General features: G+C 43.4%; 10 protein-coding genes. 9 read left to right on the plus strand and 1 reads right to left on the minus strand.

Annotated elements, in window-relative coordinates; genetic code table 11:
• Positions 1–181 precede the first annotated feature (181 nt).
• The 6 genes from NST40_RS08295 to glnA all read left to right on the plus strand — a co-directional run bounded on the left by NST40_RS08295 (position 182) and on the right by glnA (position 8,152).
• Complete coding sequence (locus NST40_RS08295) at positions 182–1,855, plus strand: trypsin-like peptidase domain-containing protein (protein ID WP_076126421.1); 1,674 nt, start codon at positions 182–184, stop codon at positions 1,853–1,855.
• Positions 1,856–1,960: 105 nt separating this feature from the next.
• On the plus strand, positions 1,961–2,650 hold the full coding sequence (locus NST40_RS08300) for a response regulator transcription factor (RefSeq protein ID WP_076126423.1): 690 nt from the start codon (positions 1,961–1,963) through the stop codon (positions 2,648–2,650).
• Between the two features lies 1 nt (position 2,651).
• Positions 2,652–4,118: a HAMP domain-containing sensor histidine kinase gene (locus tag NST40_RS08305; protein ID WP_076126425.1), complete on the plus strand. Its 1,467-nt coding sequence runs from the start codon at positions 2,652–2,654 to the stop codon at positions 4,116–4,118.
• Positions 4,119–4,177: 59 nt separating this feature from the next.
• A complete protein-coding gene (locus tag NST40_RS08310) occupies positions 4,178–5,134 on the plus strand; it encodes a 4-hydroxy-3-methylbut-2-enyl diphosphate reductase (RefSeq protein WP_076126427.1) in 957 nt (318 codons plus the stop codon).
• Between the two features lie 263 nt (positions 5,135–5,397).
• A complete protein-coding gene (gene aroF / locus NST40_RS08315) occupies positions 5,398–6,444 on the plus strand; it encodes a 3-deoxy-7-phosphoheptulonate synthase (RefSeq protein ID WP_339247457.1) in 1,047 nt (348 codons plus the stop codon).
• A gap of 283 nt (positions 6,445–6,727) precedes the next feature.
• Entirely contained in the window at positions 6,728–8,152 is a 1,425-nt protein-coding gene (glnA, locus tag NST40_RS08320) for a type I glutamate--ammonia ligase (protein ID WP_036684454.1), read from the plus strand.
• Between the two features lie 136 nt (positions 8,153–8,288).
• Here glnA and NST40_RS08325 read toward each other — a convergent pair whose 3' ends face one another.
• Positions 8,289–9,323 (minus strand): LacI family DNA-binding transcriptional regulator, encoded by a 1,035-nt coding sequence (locus tag NST40_RS08325; RefSeq protein WP_076101584.1) that lies wholly within the window; start codon positions 9,321–9,323, stop codon positions 8,289–8,291.
• 376 nt (positions 9,324–9,699) lie between these two features.
• On the opposite strand from NST40_RS08325, the gene NST40_RS08330 reads away from it, so the two are divergent.
• From NST40_RS08330 to NST40_RS08340, 3 genes are all read left to right on the plus strand, one after another.
• Positions 9,700–11,070 carry an extracellular solute-binding protein gene (locus NST40_RS08330; protein ID WP_076126433.1) on the plus strand — a complete coding sequence of 457 codons (1,371 nt, stop codon included), beginning with the start codon at positions 9,700–9,702 and terminating at the stop codon, positions 11,068–11,070.
• 127 nt (positions 11,071–11,197) lie between these two features.
• Positions 11,198–12,091 carry a sugar ABC transporter permease gene (locus tag NST40_RS08335; RefSeq protein WP_076126435.1) on the plus strand — a complete coding sequence of 298 codons (894 nt, stop codon included), beginning with the start codon at positions 11,198–11,200 and terminating at the stop codon, positions 12,089–12,091.
• Positions 12,091–12,927 (plus strand): carbohydrate ABC transporter permease, encoded by an 837-nt coding sequence (locus NST40_RS08340; protein ID WP_036684447.1) that lies wholly within the window; start codon positions 12,091–12,093, stop codon positions 12,925–12,927. The genes NST40_RS08335 and NST40_RS08340 overlap by 1 nt, the downstream gene beginning before the upstream one ends.
• Positions 12,928–12,942 lie beyond the last annotated feature (15 nt).

Consider the following 12,942-nt stretch of genomic DNA (forward strand, 5'->3'; position numbering starts at 1 on the left):
GATGTTTTTCGCGCCCGAGCTTCTTTTTTTACTTTCCTGCCTAATCTCCTCCCATTTGCCTATATCTTTTATCTGCGCTTAAATTGTTTTTAATGTGACCTTAAGGTTTAAAGTACAAAATAAGAACATGAAAACAAATTAATCCTTGTCACGGCGACAGGAAGCAGGAGGAAAGATAAACATGGACGATAACAAAAACAACTTCAATCGCGACAATGGACCAGCACCAGATCGGGAATGGGACAATAATAACAATAGCAGCAATAATAATAATTCATCTGAAGCAGGATCATCATCATACTACTATTCTTACGGACCTTTTAAATCTTTGAACAAAGATGAGAATAACGCTGACGGCGGCGCACAACACTACAATCGGATGGAGCCAGAACGTGTCGAGGTTACACCTCCACAGCCTGTAAAGCCATTACCTTATAACACATCGCTTCGCACCACTGGCTATGATGGCAATGGTGGTGGCCGCGGAGGAAATGGCGGTGGCGGTTCTGAAGGTGGCGGCGGCTGGCAATATAATAAAAAACCAAAAAGCTCGTTAAAAACAGTGCTGGTATCATTCCTAGCCGGTATGGTCGTTCTCTCGGGCTCAATGTATATGGCAGACAGAGGTAACTGGTTTACGGGAGATACAGCTACAACGGTTGCTAGCTCCGGAACGAATGGAACGGCGAAGACAACGGGCGAAAGTGCAGGTGTTGCGCCTTCTACTTCTACTACATCCTTGGTGACTGGATCTCGTGATGTGACAGGTGTTGTTGATGCGGTGGGACCAGCAGTTGTTAAGATTGAGACACTAGTTAAATCTAATTCGCGTAATGGAAGCTCATCCAGCCCGAATCTGAGTGATCCCTTCTCACAATTTTTCTTCGGGGATCAATACAGTGGAAATGGTTCTTCCCAAAATGAACAGGATTCCAAATCAGGCTCGGATTCTTCATCACAGCTTATCCCTTATGGAATTGGAACAGGCTTCATTTATGAGAAATCCGGCTATATTTTGACCAACCAGCACGTAATTGACAATGCCGATGTAATCCAAGTCACCGTGGATGGCGTAACCAAGCCTTATGAAGCGAAGCTGCTAGGTTCTAGCAAAGATCTGGATTTGGCTGTGCTTAAAATTGAAGGAGATAGTGATTTCCCTACAGTAGCACTGGGAGATTCGGATAGCATAAAGGTAGGTTCAGAAGTGGTTGCTATCGGTAACCCACAAGGCTTTGATCATACTGTAACTTCCGGTGTTCTTAGTGCAAAAGGACGCAGTATTGATATTAACGAAGAAGATGGCAGTGGAACACGTAATTACAAAAACCTGCTGCAAACCGACGCTTCTATCAACCCGGGTAACTCAGGTGGGCCGCTGCTCAACATGAATGGGCAGGTAATTGGGATGAACGTAGCCGTCAGCACGGATTCTCAAGGTATTGGTTTCGCAATCGCTGTGAATACGATTAAAGAAGTCGTAGATAAGCTGGAAGCCAACCAAGCCATTCCGAAAGAGCCGGTACCTTTCATTGGTGCAACTCTTATGACGATTACAGATGAGGTTGCTAAGCAAATGGGTACGGATATTAAAGAAGGTTCTGTGGTTGCAGATATCATCTATAAATCCCCAGCGTATACCGCTGACCTGCGCCCTTACGATATTATTACCGGTGCGAATGGAACGAAGTATGCAACCAACCAAGATCTGATTACTTTCATTCAAACGTTAAAAGTTGGTGACAAAGTAACATTAAATGTTGTGCGCGACGGTAAAACCATGGATCTCTCAGTAACCATCGGTAACAAAAATGATTTTGATACAACGACTACACAACAAAGTCAGCAGCAATAATACCGGACGGTAAGTCACACGGAAGGGGCGACCCTTCCGTTTTTGTCTAATTGTGATGTAAACTGCTACAATATATAAAAAGAACTGAACAATGGGGGCTGCTTGATGCGACCGAATATTCTAATTATTGATGATGACGAAAAGATTATTTCTATGCTGCGTAGAGGTTTAGCTTTTGAAGGTTACGATGTGAAAACAGCGGTGAATGGAGCGGATGGATTACGGGCAATCTTGAGCAGTGATCCGGATGTGGTAATTTTGGATGTAATGATGCCTCAGGTGGATGGCTTTGAAGTATGTCGCCGCTTGCGGGAAGGGGGCAGTAATGTTCCTGTTCTCATGCTTACCGCGAAGGATGAAATTGAGCACCGTGTAAAAGGGCTTGATCTGGGTGCGGACGATTATCTGGTTAAACCTTTCGCGCTGGAAGAACTGCTTGCACGTGTACGTGCGCTGCTTCGGCGTAAGAGTGAGCAAAACGAAGGTGGAGAGCAAGCGGTTTCTTATGAAGATATTACGCTGGATGTGGATTCACGTGAGGTTACCCGCGCCGGTAAAAGACTGGAGCTAACAGCGAAGGAATTTGAGCTGCTTCATCTTTTTATGCAAAATCCGAAACGTGTGCTTTCACGGGATCTGATCATGGATAAAATATGGGGTTATGATTATAGCGGTGAATCTAATGTGCTTGAGGTATACATAGCTATGCTACGTCAAAAGACGGAGGAGCATGGCGGTAAACGCCTCATTCAAACGATCCGGGGTGCCGGTTACATTCTAAGAGGTGACAACTAACATGTCTATAAGATTGCGGCTGACTGCTTGGTATTCAGGGATTTTGGCCGTTATGCTGCTGGCCTTATCAGCCGCAATTTACGGTTTTGTTTATTTTAATACTTATGGGGACTTGAAGGATCGTATACAAAAACAGGGTGAGCAGCTTGTAACCAATCTCAATCCTAACTGGGCGTATGACGGTTCATTGCAAAGTGTGAGCATAAACCCCTTCTTCGGCAACAAACTGGAGGAAGCTAATATTCTGGTGCAAACCTATATCTATAATAATGAGAACCTGCAAAAGTCAGAGAACTTGCATTATCTAGATATCCAATTCGATGTTCCGAAACTGGAAGATATTGATAAAGCTCACGGGTTCAAACAGACTACGCTTGGCGGATATCATTTGATGGTTTATCAGATACCGATATATGACTTGAATAAGAGTCCTGTGGCCCTTCTGCAGGTGGCAACACCGTCAAATTCGGAAGACAAGCTCTTGGAGCGTTTAAAAAATATACTACTCGTAGGTTCTTTTGCTACCCTGATCGCGGCATTTACCTTCGGTTTGTTCCTTGCGCGCAAATCCATGAGTCCAATCGGCAAAGTAATTGAAGCTGCGAATGGGATTCAGACGGGGAATGATTTAAGCTCGCGGATTGAATACGATGGGCCGCCAGACGAGATAGGAAGACTTATTGAGACCGTTAACAGTATGCTTGGGCGTATGGAAGGGTTCTACACAGAGCTGGAGGATTCGTATGCGGCTCAGCGCCGTTTCGTTTCAGATGCTTCACATGAGCTTCGGACACCGCTCACTACGATCCGCGGAAATATTGATCTGCTGCAAAAGGTTTGGGAGATGGAACCCGGAGAAGGGAAGATGAGTGAAGCTGAGATTCGCCAGCTATCGCTTGAATCGGTGCAGGATATCGCAGACGAGTCTAAGCGTATGAGCCGCTTGGTAGCGGATATGCTCTCGCTCGCGCGTGCGGATACTGGACGTACTTTTGATATAGAGCCCGTGGCACTGGAACCGATGATGAATGAGATTGCGCGCCGCGCCTCTTTCCTGCCCCGTCAAGCCGAGTGGGTTACAGGTGATATGTCAGTCTTAAATGGCAAATATATAGTTGGGAATAAAGATTATTTACAGCAAATGCTCTTTATTTTTATTGATAATGCTTTTAAGTACACGCCTTCAGGCATCGTGAGTTTGGATACCCTCTTCTATCAGAATCAGATTGGCATTCGGATCACTGATACAGGGATTGGTATGGATAAAGATGAGGTTCCATATATCTTTGACCGTTTCTATCGTGCAGATGAATCGCGTGGAATTACGGAAGGGATTGGGCTTGGCTTATCCATTGCTAAGTGGATTATTGACGAGCATGGTGGATCTGTGGAGGTTGTTACACGCCAAGGTGAGGGTACCACTTTTGTCATCTGGTTGCCTCTTCTCTTTGCTCCGCCGCTGGAATAGGGTATAATTTAGAAGTGTCCTATTACAGAGGTCAATGAAAGCAGAAAGCTGGTGAACTCATGGAAGTCATTAAAATCTCTCCCCGGGGATATTGTTACGGAGTTGTCGATGCAATGGTTATGGCACGGCAGGCTGCGCAAAATCTCGATCTTCCCCGGCCGATTTATATACTGGGTATGATTGTTCATAACAGTCATGTCACGAATTCGTTCGAAGATGATGGCATTATTACTTTGGACGGACACAATCGTCTGGATATTCTGGATAAAGTGGATAGTGGGACCGTCATATTCACTGCACACGGGGTTTCTCCTGAGGTACGCAAGATGGCTAGGGACAAGGGTCTAACTACGGTCGACGCCACCTGTCCTGATGTCACGAAGACCCATGATCTTATTCAGGAAAAAGTAGATGACGGTTATGAGGTCATTTATATCGGCAAAAAAGGCCATCCGGAACCGGAGGGTGCTGTGGGTATTGCCCCTGAGCATGTGCATCTGATTGAAAAAGAAGATGAGATTGCTACGTTATCCATCTCTTCTTCACGTATTGTCATTACGAATCAGACTACTATGAGCCAGTGGGATATTAAACACATCATGAAAAAGCTTCTAGAGACCTTCCCAGGTGCTGAAGTGCATAATGAGATATGTATGGCTACTCAGGTACGTCAAGAGGCTGTGGCGGAACAAGCGGGGCAATGTGATCTGGTGATTGTTGTCGGTGATCCGCGAAGCAACAACTCCAATCGTCTGGCACAGGTGTCGGAAGAAATCGCTGGGGTTCCTGCCCATCGTATTTCTGATGTGTCTGAACTCCAAACAGAATGGCTAGAGGGTGTAAATATCGTCGGGGTCACTTCTGGCGCGTCCACACCTACACCTATCACCAAAGAAGTGATTAACTACTTAGATCAGTATGATTCGGCTAATCCGGAGACGTGGGAGATCAAACGTACAGTGAATATGGCGAAGCTGCTGCCACCGGTTAAGAATAAAAGTGCAAGTACTACTTAATGTAATGGGCTAAGCTCGAACTTATATATTATGAACGCTACAACAAGAGCGCTTAACTTCGTCAGTCGAGGTTAAGTGCTCTTTTTTATCGAAAGAACGCTTCCGGCATAGGAATTAGAATATAGATTGACTATAATCGTTTTTTGAGGTAAAATTGCTTTAGTGATTAAAAGCATAAAAGCTTAAAAGCGAACACGCGTCGTAGCGCGATAGTATTTAGCGGAATTATTATAAATTTTAAATGTAGAGAGGGAGTTATAAATATGATCGTCATTACATCAAATCAAACACCGGAAGAGCAGGTTAAAGATATAATTGCCGTAATCGAAAAAGAAGGCTTGCAGGTGCATCTCTCCAGAGGAGCAGATCACACGGTGATAGGTTTAGTGGGAGTCGTCACTCCTAAGCTCGCCGAGCATTTGCGGCAAATGAAGGGTGTAGAGAACGTCGTGAAGATCTCCAAATCCTACAAGCTGGCCAGCCGGGATTTCCATCCTGAGGATACGATTATTGATATCAAGGGTGTGAAGATTGGTGGAGAAAACCTGGTGATCATGGGCGGACCTTGCGCCGTTGAGTCTCCAGAGCAGATTGATGAGATCGCCCGGCTTGTTAAAGCGTCTGGTGCTCAGGTACTTCGTGGAGGCGCGTTTAAGCCCCGTACAGGACCGTACAGCTTCCAAGGCGTAGGTGTGGAAGGTTTGACTATGATGGCTGAAGCAGGAAAGCGTCATGGGCTGTTGACCATTACAGAGGTTATGACACCAGAGTATGTTGATATCTGTGCGGAGCATGCGGATATTCTGCAGGTGGGTACACGGAATATGCAGAACTTTGATTTGCTGCGCAAGCTGGGGACCTGTGGCAGACCTGTTCTTCTAAAACGTGGCTTCAGTGCGACCTACGATGAGTTGCTCAATGCAGCGGAGTACATTTTGGCAGGCGGTAATAAGGATGTAATGCTCTGTGAGCGCGGTATTCGCACATTTGAGACCTACACTCGTAATACGCTGGATCTATCGGCTATTCCTGTGCTACAAAGCTTAAGCCATCTTCCAGTAATCTCTGATCCAAGTCACGGAACCGGTCGTCGTGAGTTAGTTGAGCCTATGGCCAAAGCTTCTGTTGCTGCTGGCGCAAATGGTCTAATTATTGAAATGCACACAGATCCGGACAATTCCATGACAGGTGATGGTGTTCAATCGTTATTCCCTGATCAGTTTGATAACCTGCTTAAGGATCTGGAAAAGCTGGCTCCAATTGTTGGACGTAAGTTTTCAACTTCGCCAGAAGCGGTTTCGGTCCTATAAAATTTAATCTAATAGCTTCCTCGGAAGCCCTCTTAACCCGCGACCTAGTGGGAAAAGAGGGTTTTTTTGGAGTTGGATAAAATAAATGTGACATGGAAATATGCGAAAATAACAGATTTCACGAAAGCGTTAGAATATCTTACATTGCTGAAAGAAATACCTGACATAAGCATTGACGATGTTAGGTATGAGATTTATAATTACGACAGCAAAAAAAATTAAAACAAGAACATTTGCATACTGTGAGCGGCCTAATGTTCGGAACTTGGGGGAGGAAAAATTCATGTCGGTTGAAAAAGTGTTGCAAACAATTAAAGAGAACAATATCGAGTGGGTAGATTTTCGATTCGTAGATTTAGGTGGTCGTGCCCACCACATCTCTCTGCCAGCTTCTGAAGTGGAAGATGAAACTTTTGTAAATGGGGTAGCATTCGACGGTTCTTCCATCAAAGGTTTCCGTGGTATTGAAGAATCAGACATGGTTATGATGCCTGATCCGAATAGTGTATTCATAGATCCGTTTACAGCTCATCCAACGCTGAACGTGATGTGCGACATTTTCACTCCTGATGGCGAACGTTATGAGCGCGATCCTCGCGGTATTGCTGTGAAAGCAGAAGAATTCCTGCAAAAAAGCGGAGTAGGTACATCTGCATTCTTCGCGCCTGAATCAGAATTCTTTATCTTTGACGATGTTCGTTACGAAAGTGGCATGAACAGATCCTCATTCTTCGTAGATTCTGAAGAAGCGGCTTGGAATACGGGTCGTAAAGAAGAGGGCGGCAACTTGGCATTTAAAGTTGGCGTTAAAGGTGGATATGTTCCTGTAGCACCAGTTGACTCCCAACAGGATATCCGCAGTGAAATGTGCCGTCTGCTCGCTGAAGTTGGACTACGCATTGAACGTCATCACCATGAAGTAGCCACTGCAGGTCAAGCGGAAATTAACTTCCGTTTTGATACCTTGAAGAAAACTGCTGATAATCTCATGACTTATAAATATATTGTACAAAACACTGCACGTCAGTATGGCAAGGTAGCAACCTTCATGCCAAAACCGCTGTTCGGTGATAACGGTAGCGGAATGCACGTGCATCAATCCATCTTTGACGGAGACACTCCTTTGTTCTACGAAAAAGGCGCTTATGCTAACCTGAGCGAAATGGCTCTTCATTATATCGGTGGTATTTTGTACCATGCACCAGCATTGATCGCTTTGACTAACCCAAGCACCAACTCCTTTAAACGTCTGGTTCCTGGCTACGAAGCACCGGTTAACTTGGTTTACTCCAAAGGAAATCGTTCTGCAGCAGTTCGTATCCCGGTAGCAGCTGTGACACCAAAAGGCTGTCGTATCGAATTCCGCACACCGGATTCCACAGCTAACCCTTACTTGGCATTCTCCGCAATGCTGATGGCAGGCCTGGACGGAATCAAGAACAAGATTAACCCGCAAGAACTGGGTTATGGTCCTCTGGATAAGAACATCTATGAATTGTCTGATGCAGATAAAGAAAAAATCCGCAGCGTTCCAGGCAGCCTGAGCGAAGCGCTTGATTCTTTGGAAGCTGATTACGAGTTCCTAACAGAAGGCGACGTATTTACTAAGGACTTCATCGATAACTATATTGCTCTGAAACGTTCTGAAGCACAAGAGGTTGCCATTCGTGTTCATCCACATGAATACGCCTTGTACTTCGATCTATAAGATTCCTGCTATTATAATCTTTATAATAAAAGAAGCTGTCTCAAAAGTAGTGAATTCTACTTGGGGCAGCTTCTTTTTTATGAATCAGGAAAAGTAATGGATTTTACTGTGCCCTATGACTATATGCTAAGAAAGACTACACTAGCCCCCGTTCAGGAGCGCCGCAGGACTCTCTAATGATAAGCTCTGGCTCCACGCTGAAAGAACTTGTGCCGGATTGGTTGTTTATTAGATCATATAGCATTAGCGCTGCTAGGCGGCCGATCTTATCTTTATTTTGGCGGATGGTAGTCAATAGGGGGGTTGTATAATTGCAGGCCTCGATATCATCACAGCCAATAATTGCGACAGTTTCAGGAACGGCGATAGAAGCCTCTTTAAGAGCACGCATCGCCCCTATAGCAAGCTGATCGGACGCCGCGAAGATCGCTCTAGGTAAATTTCCATTCTCAATCATTCTACGCATCGTCTCATACCCGCTGGCCTCAAAGAAGTTACTTCCGTTTAAGAACCAATTCTCGTTAATAGGCAGTCCTAAATCTTCAAGAGCTTTGCGATAACCACTTTCGCGCATATTGGAGATGTCTGAATCTGAGGAACTGCCGATATAGCCAAGCTCTCGATAGCCCAGTAAGTAAAAGTGTTCCACCACTTTGGAGGACATTTTGAAATTATCCGACATGATAAAACCAGAGTTGTCACCGGTCAGCTTTAAATCTACGCCGATACACGGAATTGCACTGTTGTCTAGTTCGCTGATAGAGGTTTCTAGCTCCTGTCCGGATAGAAGCACACACCCATCTACATTAAAATGCTGGCAACGGGCAAGATAATCGTTAGTATCGCCACTTTGGAATTTTTCATTGGAAAAAAAGATAAGGTCGTAACCTAGTAGTCCCATTTGTTTTTTGAATGAATTTAGCACCTCAATGAAAAAAGGGTGGGTAAAGTCGACATTCAGCATTCCGGCAAAAATCACTCCGATTAGATTGGATGATTTCGTAGCCAATGTTTTAGCTGAATTGGAGGGGGTATATCCAGTTTCTTTTATAATTTGTTGAACCCTTGTCTTGGTATCTTCCGAAATATCACTGTAGTTATTAATGATTTTGGACACTGTCGAAACAGAAACTCCAGCAATTTTCGCTATATCTTTGATGCTGTAGGCCAAATTAAGTCCCCCTTATAGTGAAAAATGTTCCGTAATATATGTTTAAAATCTACTCAAGGCTATTTTTTATGACTTGAATTTATGATTTACGAAATAGTTTCGTTACTTATTTTATAGTTCAATAAGATTATAGTCAATGGAATGTTTACTCTTAAACTAGGATTATGCTTGGTTTTAAAGGTTTTTTTGAATATTCGGTTCAAAAAACGTTTAAAAACGAACAAAGAAAAAAGACTTTACAAAGACAAATAACGATGTAATAATAAAAACACCGAAACCGCTTTCTGTGATATCGTCCTTACTGTTTCGTGATTTTCAGAAATTAACATGTGGTTTCGTTAAAAGGGTCATAACAAATTATCTGGGGGGTAACAAAATGGTAAAGAAGCTTTCTGCGGTATTGTTGAGCTCAGCGCTAGTGCTCTCATTAGCAGCATGTGGAAACAGCAATAACAACGCGAATGGTGAGGCTACTCCGGGCAGCGGAACAAACAAGCCTGCATCTGGTGATAAGAAAGTGATTAAGATCTTACACTGGAAACAAGAGAATATTAACAAGGTCATTACAGAAATTAATAAAAAGTTTGAAGAAAAATATCCGGAATACAAAGTGGAGTACACAACCACGGGTCCGGATGATGAATTCAAACAAGCACAAAGAGCAAGAATTACAGCTGGTGACGTAGATGTTCTTGCCGATCTATCCGGTATGAGATTGTCCCCGAAAGATTGGACACCAGGTGCGAAAGTGCCAGACTGGCAACAATGGATTGATTCCGGACTGATTGCTGATCTGAGCAACGAAGCTTTCGTTAAAAACTACAATGCGAATGATATTGCTAAAGCCGGCACTTATAAAGATAAAGTGTATGCAATCCCAACCGGTAAAGTAGCAATGTCAGGATTCTTCTATAATAAAGAAATTTTTGAACAAAACGGTCTGACTGTACCTACAACTTGGACAGAGTTCATTAGTGTTCTAGATACATTGAAAGCTAAGAGTATTGTTCCAATCGTAGTGGCTGGTAAAGACGTATGGCCATTGAAACTGCCAGTGTTCGGTTTGCAAGCTAAGATTCTGGGTGGCGGCAACCAACAACAATGGATTGAGGGCGTTTGGAAGGGAACTTCGGCATTTAACGATGCTGAGGCTGTAGAAGTATTGGAGAAAATGAAGACGCTTCAAGATAACTACATCATCGACGGTTTCTTGGGTATCGACTATGCAACAGCACCTTCGTTTTTCGCAACAGGAAAAGCAGCTATGATTGCTGACGGAACTTGGGATGCTCCTACGATCGCGGCAGCAAATCCAGATGTGAAATTTGGTTACTTCCCAATCCCAGCTACAGAAGATGCTGCTAAGAATAATTCTCTTGTCGGTAAATACGATGTAACTTGGTATGCAGCAGAAAAAGGCCCGAACAAAGAAGGCGCTTTGAAATGGCTGGAATTCTTCTCTGAACCAGAAAACTACACAGAATATGTTAAAGCAGCAGGATTCTTGCCTACACAAGACAATATTGCCACTGAAAGTGATTTTATTGACAAAGAACTTGCTCCATACATGACTGGAGATTTCGAGCTTGCTTATGAAATTATGATGATTAACCGTGACAACGTTGGTGAACACATTGCAGCTGAAGGCGTTCACACTGAGTATTTGGCACCAGGCGGCGAGTTTAAAACCGCTAAAGAGCTTGCAGACGTACAACAAAAAGAATGGGAAGCAGCAGCACCTAAATAAGTAGCTATCCCAATAAATAAAAAAGAATCTACAACATACTGTACACCAAACATGTTTTACAGCTTCGGGGTCTGTTTTGTGCAGGCCCCGATCATTTTATTGAATTAGGATTGGGTAGGTGAGAGAAATGTATCCGTTCGGGAAAGGTTTTAAACGATATATACCGCTTCTGCTGCTAATGATTCCATTATCATTGTATGTAATTTTCTATTTTGGCCCATCTATGATGACGGTCATCTATTCATTTACAGATATCACTAACGTTCCTGGAAGCAAGATGAGTTTCGTAGGCCTTGACAATTATTATGATGTATTTTACTCAGGAAATTCAGGCGAGCGTTGGGATTCCATTATACGTACTATTTATTTCATGGTCATTGTAACCATTGTACAGAACGGTGTCGGTCTGCTTATGGCCGTAGTTATCAATCAGAAGCTGAAAGGCGATTATTTCTATCGCGCGGTATTCTTTTTACCGGTTGTGCTTGGTGTGGCGGTAGTTGCACTGGTATGGGGCATGATGTTCGATCCGCTGAGTGGTCCGGTTAACCAACTGTATGATTCTTTGTTCGGTTATAAAGATATGTTCTTTGGAAGCTTCACTCATGCGTTCGGTTATATTATATTTACGCAAATTTGGATGTATATGGGATATTCGATGTTGATTTTCCTTGCGGGACTACAATCCGTACCGAAAGATTTGTATGAGGCTGGATATATAGACGGAACTACGAAGTGGCAATCTTTTAAAAATATCACATTCCCACTTATCGCTCCATCCTTTACGATTAACATTATTTTGTCTATTATCGGTGCGATGTCCACCTTTGATATTATTCTCGCAACTACGGACGGTCGCTTTAACACAAGAACGATGGCATATGACGTTTATAAAGAGACGTTCCGTGGTTCTCTACAGATGGGACTTCCTTCCGCGCTTTCCGTGGTTCAGTTCCTTATGATTCTGGTGTTTGTAGTATTTGCAGTGAAACAAATGCGTAAGAGAGAGGTGGAATATTAATGAAGGATTCCAAAACCGCCAAAACTCTCTCTTATATTCTGATTGCAGTGTTGCTTGTTTTGTATATCATGCCGTTGTTATTTGTAATCAATATTTCATTCAAGTCCTTTACAGAATATCTGTTAGATCCTATCGGTCTCGTAAAAAGTATTCAATGGGATAATTATAAAGAAGCTTGGCTACAGGGTAATTTCTCTAATTATTTCTTAAACAGTCTGCTGTATACAGCCGTAGCAACAGTGCTGACCCTAATTGTTTCGTTATTCGGGGCCTTCCCGGTGGCGAGAAATTATGTGAAGTGGAGCGGATTTATTTATTTGTTCTTCTTGATGTCTCAGTTCCTGCCGAATCCAATGGTCGCACAGTTCAAGCTGATGCTTACCATGAAACAGGAGCTAGGATTTGTAGGTTATGACACGAAGCTGGGTTACATTCTCCTTAAAACAGGCGGAACGGGTATCGTGTTCATGATGTTTGTAGGTTACATCAAAGGAATTAGCCGGGAGATGGATGAAGCAGCAGGTATGGATGGCGCTGGATATATGCGTTATTTGTTCCAGATCATCATGCCACTTATGAAACCAGTAATTGCTACAGGTGTTATTCTAACAGCAATTAGTATCTGGAATGACTTCGTGGGGCCGGTCATGTATTTACCGAGTCCAGAAAACTATCCAATCACCTTCGGGCTTAAAGAATTCCGCGGTCAATACGGAAACAACTGGCCTATGTTGGCGTGCGGGATCATGATCGTATCTGCACCGCTTATCATCCTATACACCTTCATTCAAAAGTATATCGTTGACGGTGCATTGGCAGGTGCGGTTAAAGCTTAAGTAGTTGTGTAAATG

The sequence above is a fragment of the Paenibacillus sp. FSL R10-2778 genome (assembly GCF_038593035.1).
Classification (GTDB): domain Bacteria; phylum Bacillota; class Bacilli; order Paenibacillales; family Paenibacillaceae; genus Paenibacillus_AQ; species Paenibacillus_AQ odorifer.

Coding starts and splice junctions, on each gene's coding strand:
- NST40_RS08310 (WP_076126427.1), top strand. CDS start 4,178: ATGGAAGTCATTAAAATCTCTCCCCGGGGATATTGTTACGGAGTTGTC.
- NST40_RS08300 (WP_076126423.1), top strand. CDS start 1,961: ATGCGACCGAATATTCTAATTATTGATGATGACGAAAAGATTATTTCT.
- glnA (WP_036684454.1), top strand. CDS start 6,728: ATGTCGGTTGAAAAAGTGTTGCAAACAATTAAAGAGAACAATATCGAG.
- NST40_RS08335 (WP_076126435.1), top strand. CDS start 11,198: ATGTATCCGTTCGGGAAAGGTTTTAAACGATATATACCGCTTCTGCTG.
- NST40_RS08340 (WP_036684447.1), top strand. CDS start 12,091: ATGAAGGATTCCAAAACCGCCAAAACTCTCTCTTATATTCTGATTGCA.
- aroF (WP_339247457.1), top strand. CDS start 5,398: ATGATCGTCATTACATCAAATCAAACACCGGAAGAGCAGGTTAAAGAT.
- NST40_RS08305 (WP_076126425.1), top strand. CDS start 2,652: ATGTCTATAAGATTGCGGCTGACTGCTTGGTATTCAGGGATTTTGGCC.
- NST40_RS08330 (WP_076126433.1), top strand. CDS start 9,700: ATGGTAAAGAAGCTTTCTGCGGTATTGTTGAGCTCAGCGCTAGTGCTC.
- NST40_RS08295 (WP_076126421.1), top strand. CDS start 182: ATGGACGATAACAAAAACAACTTCAATCGCGACAATGGACCAGCACCA.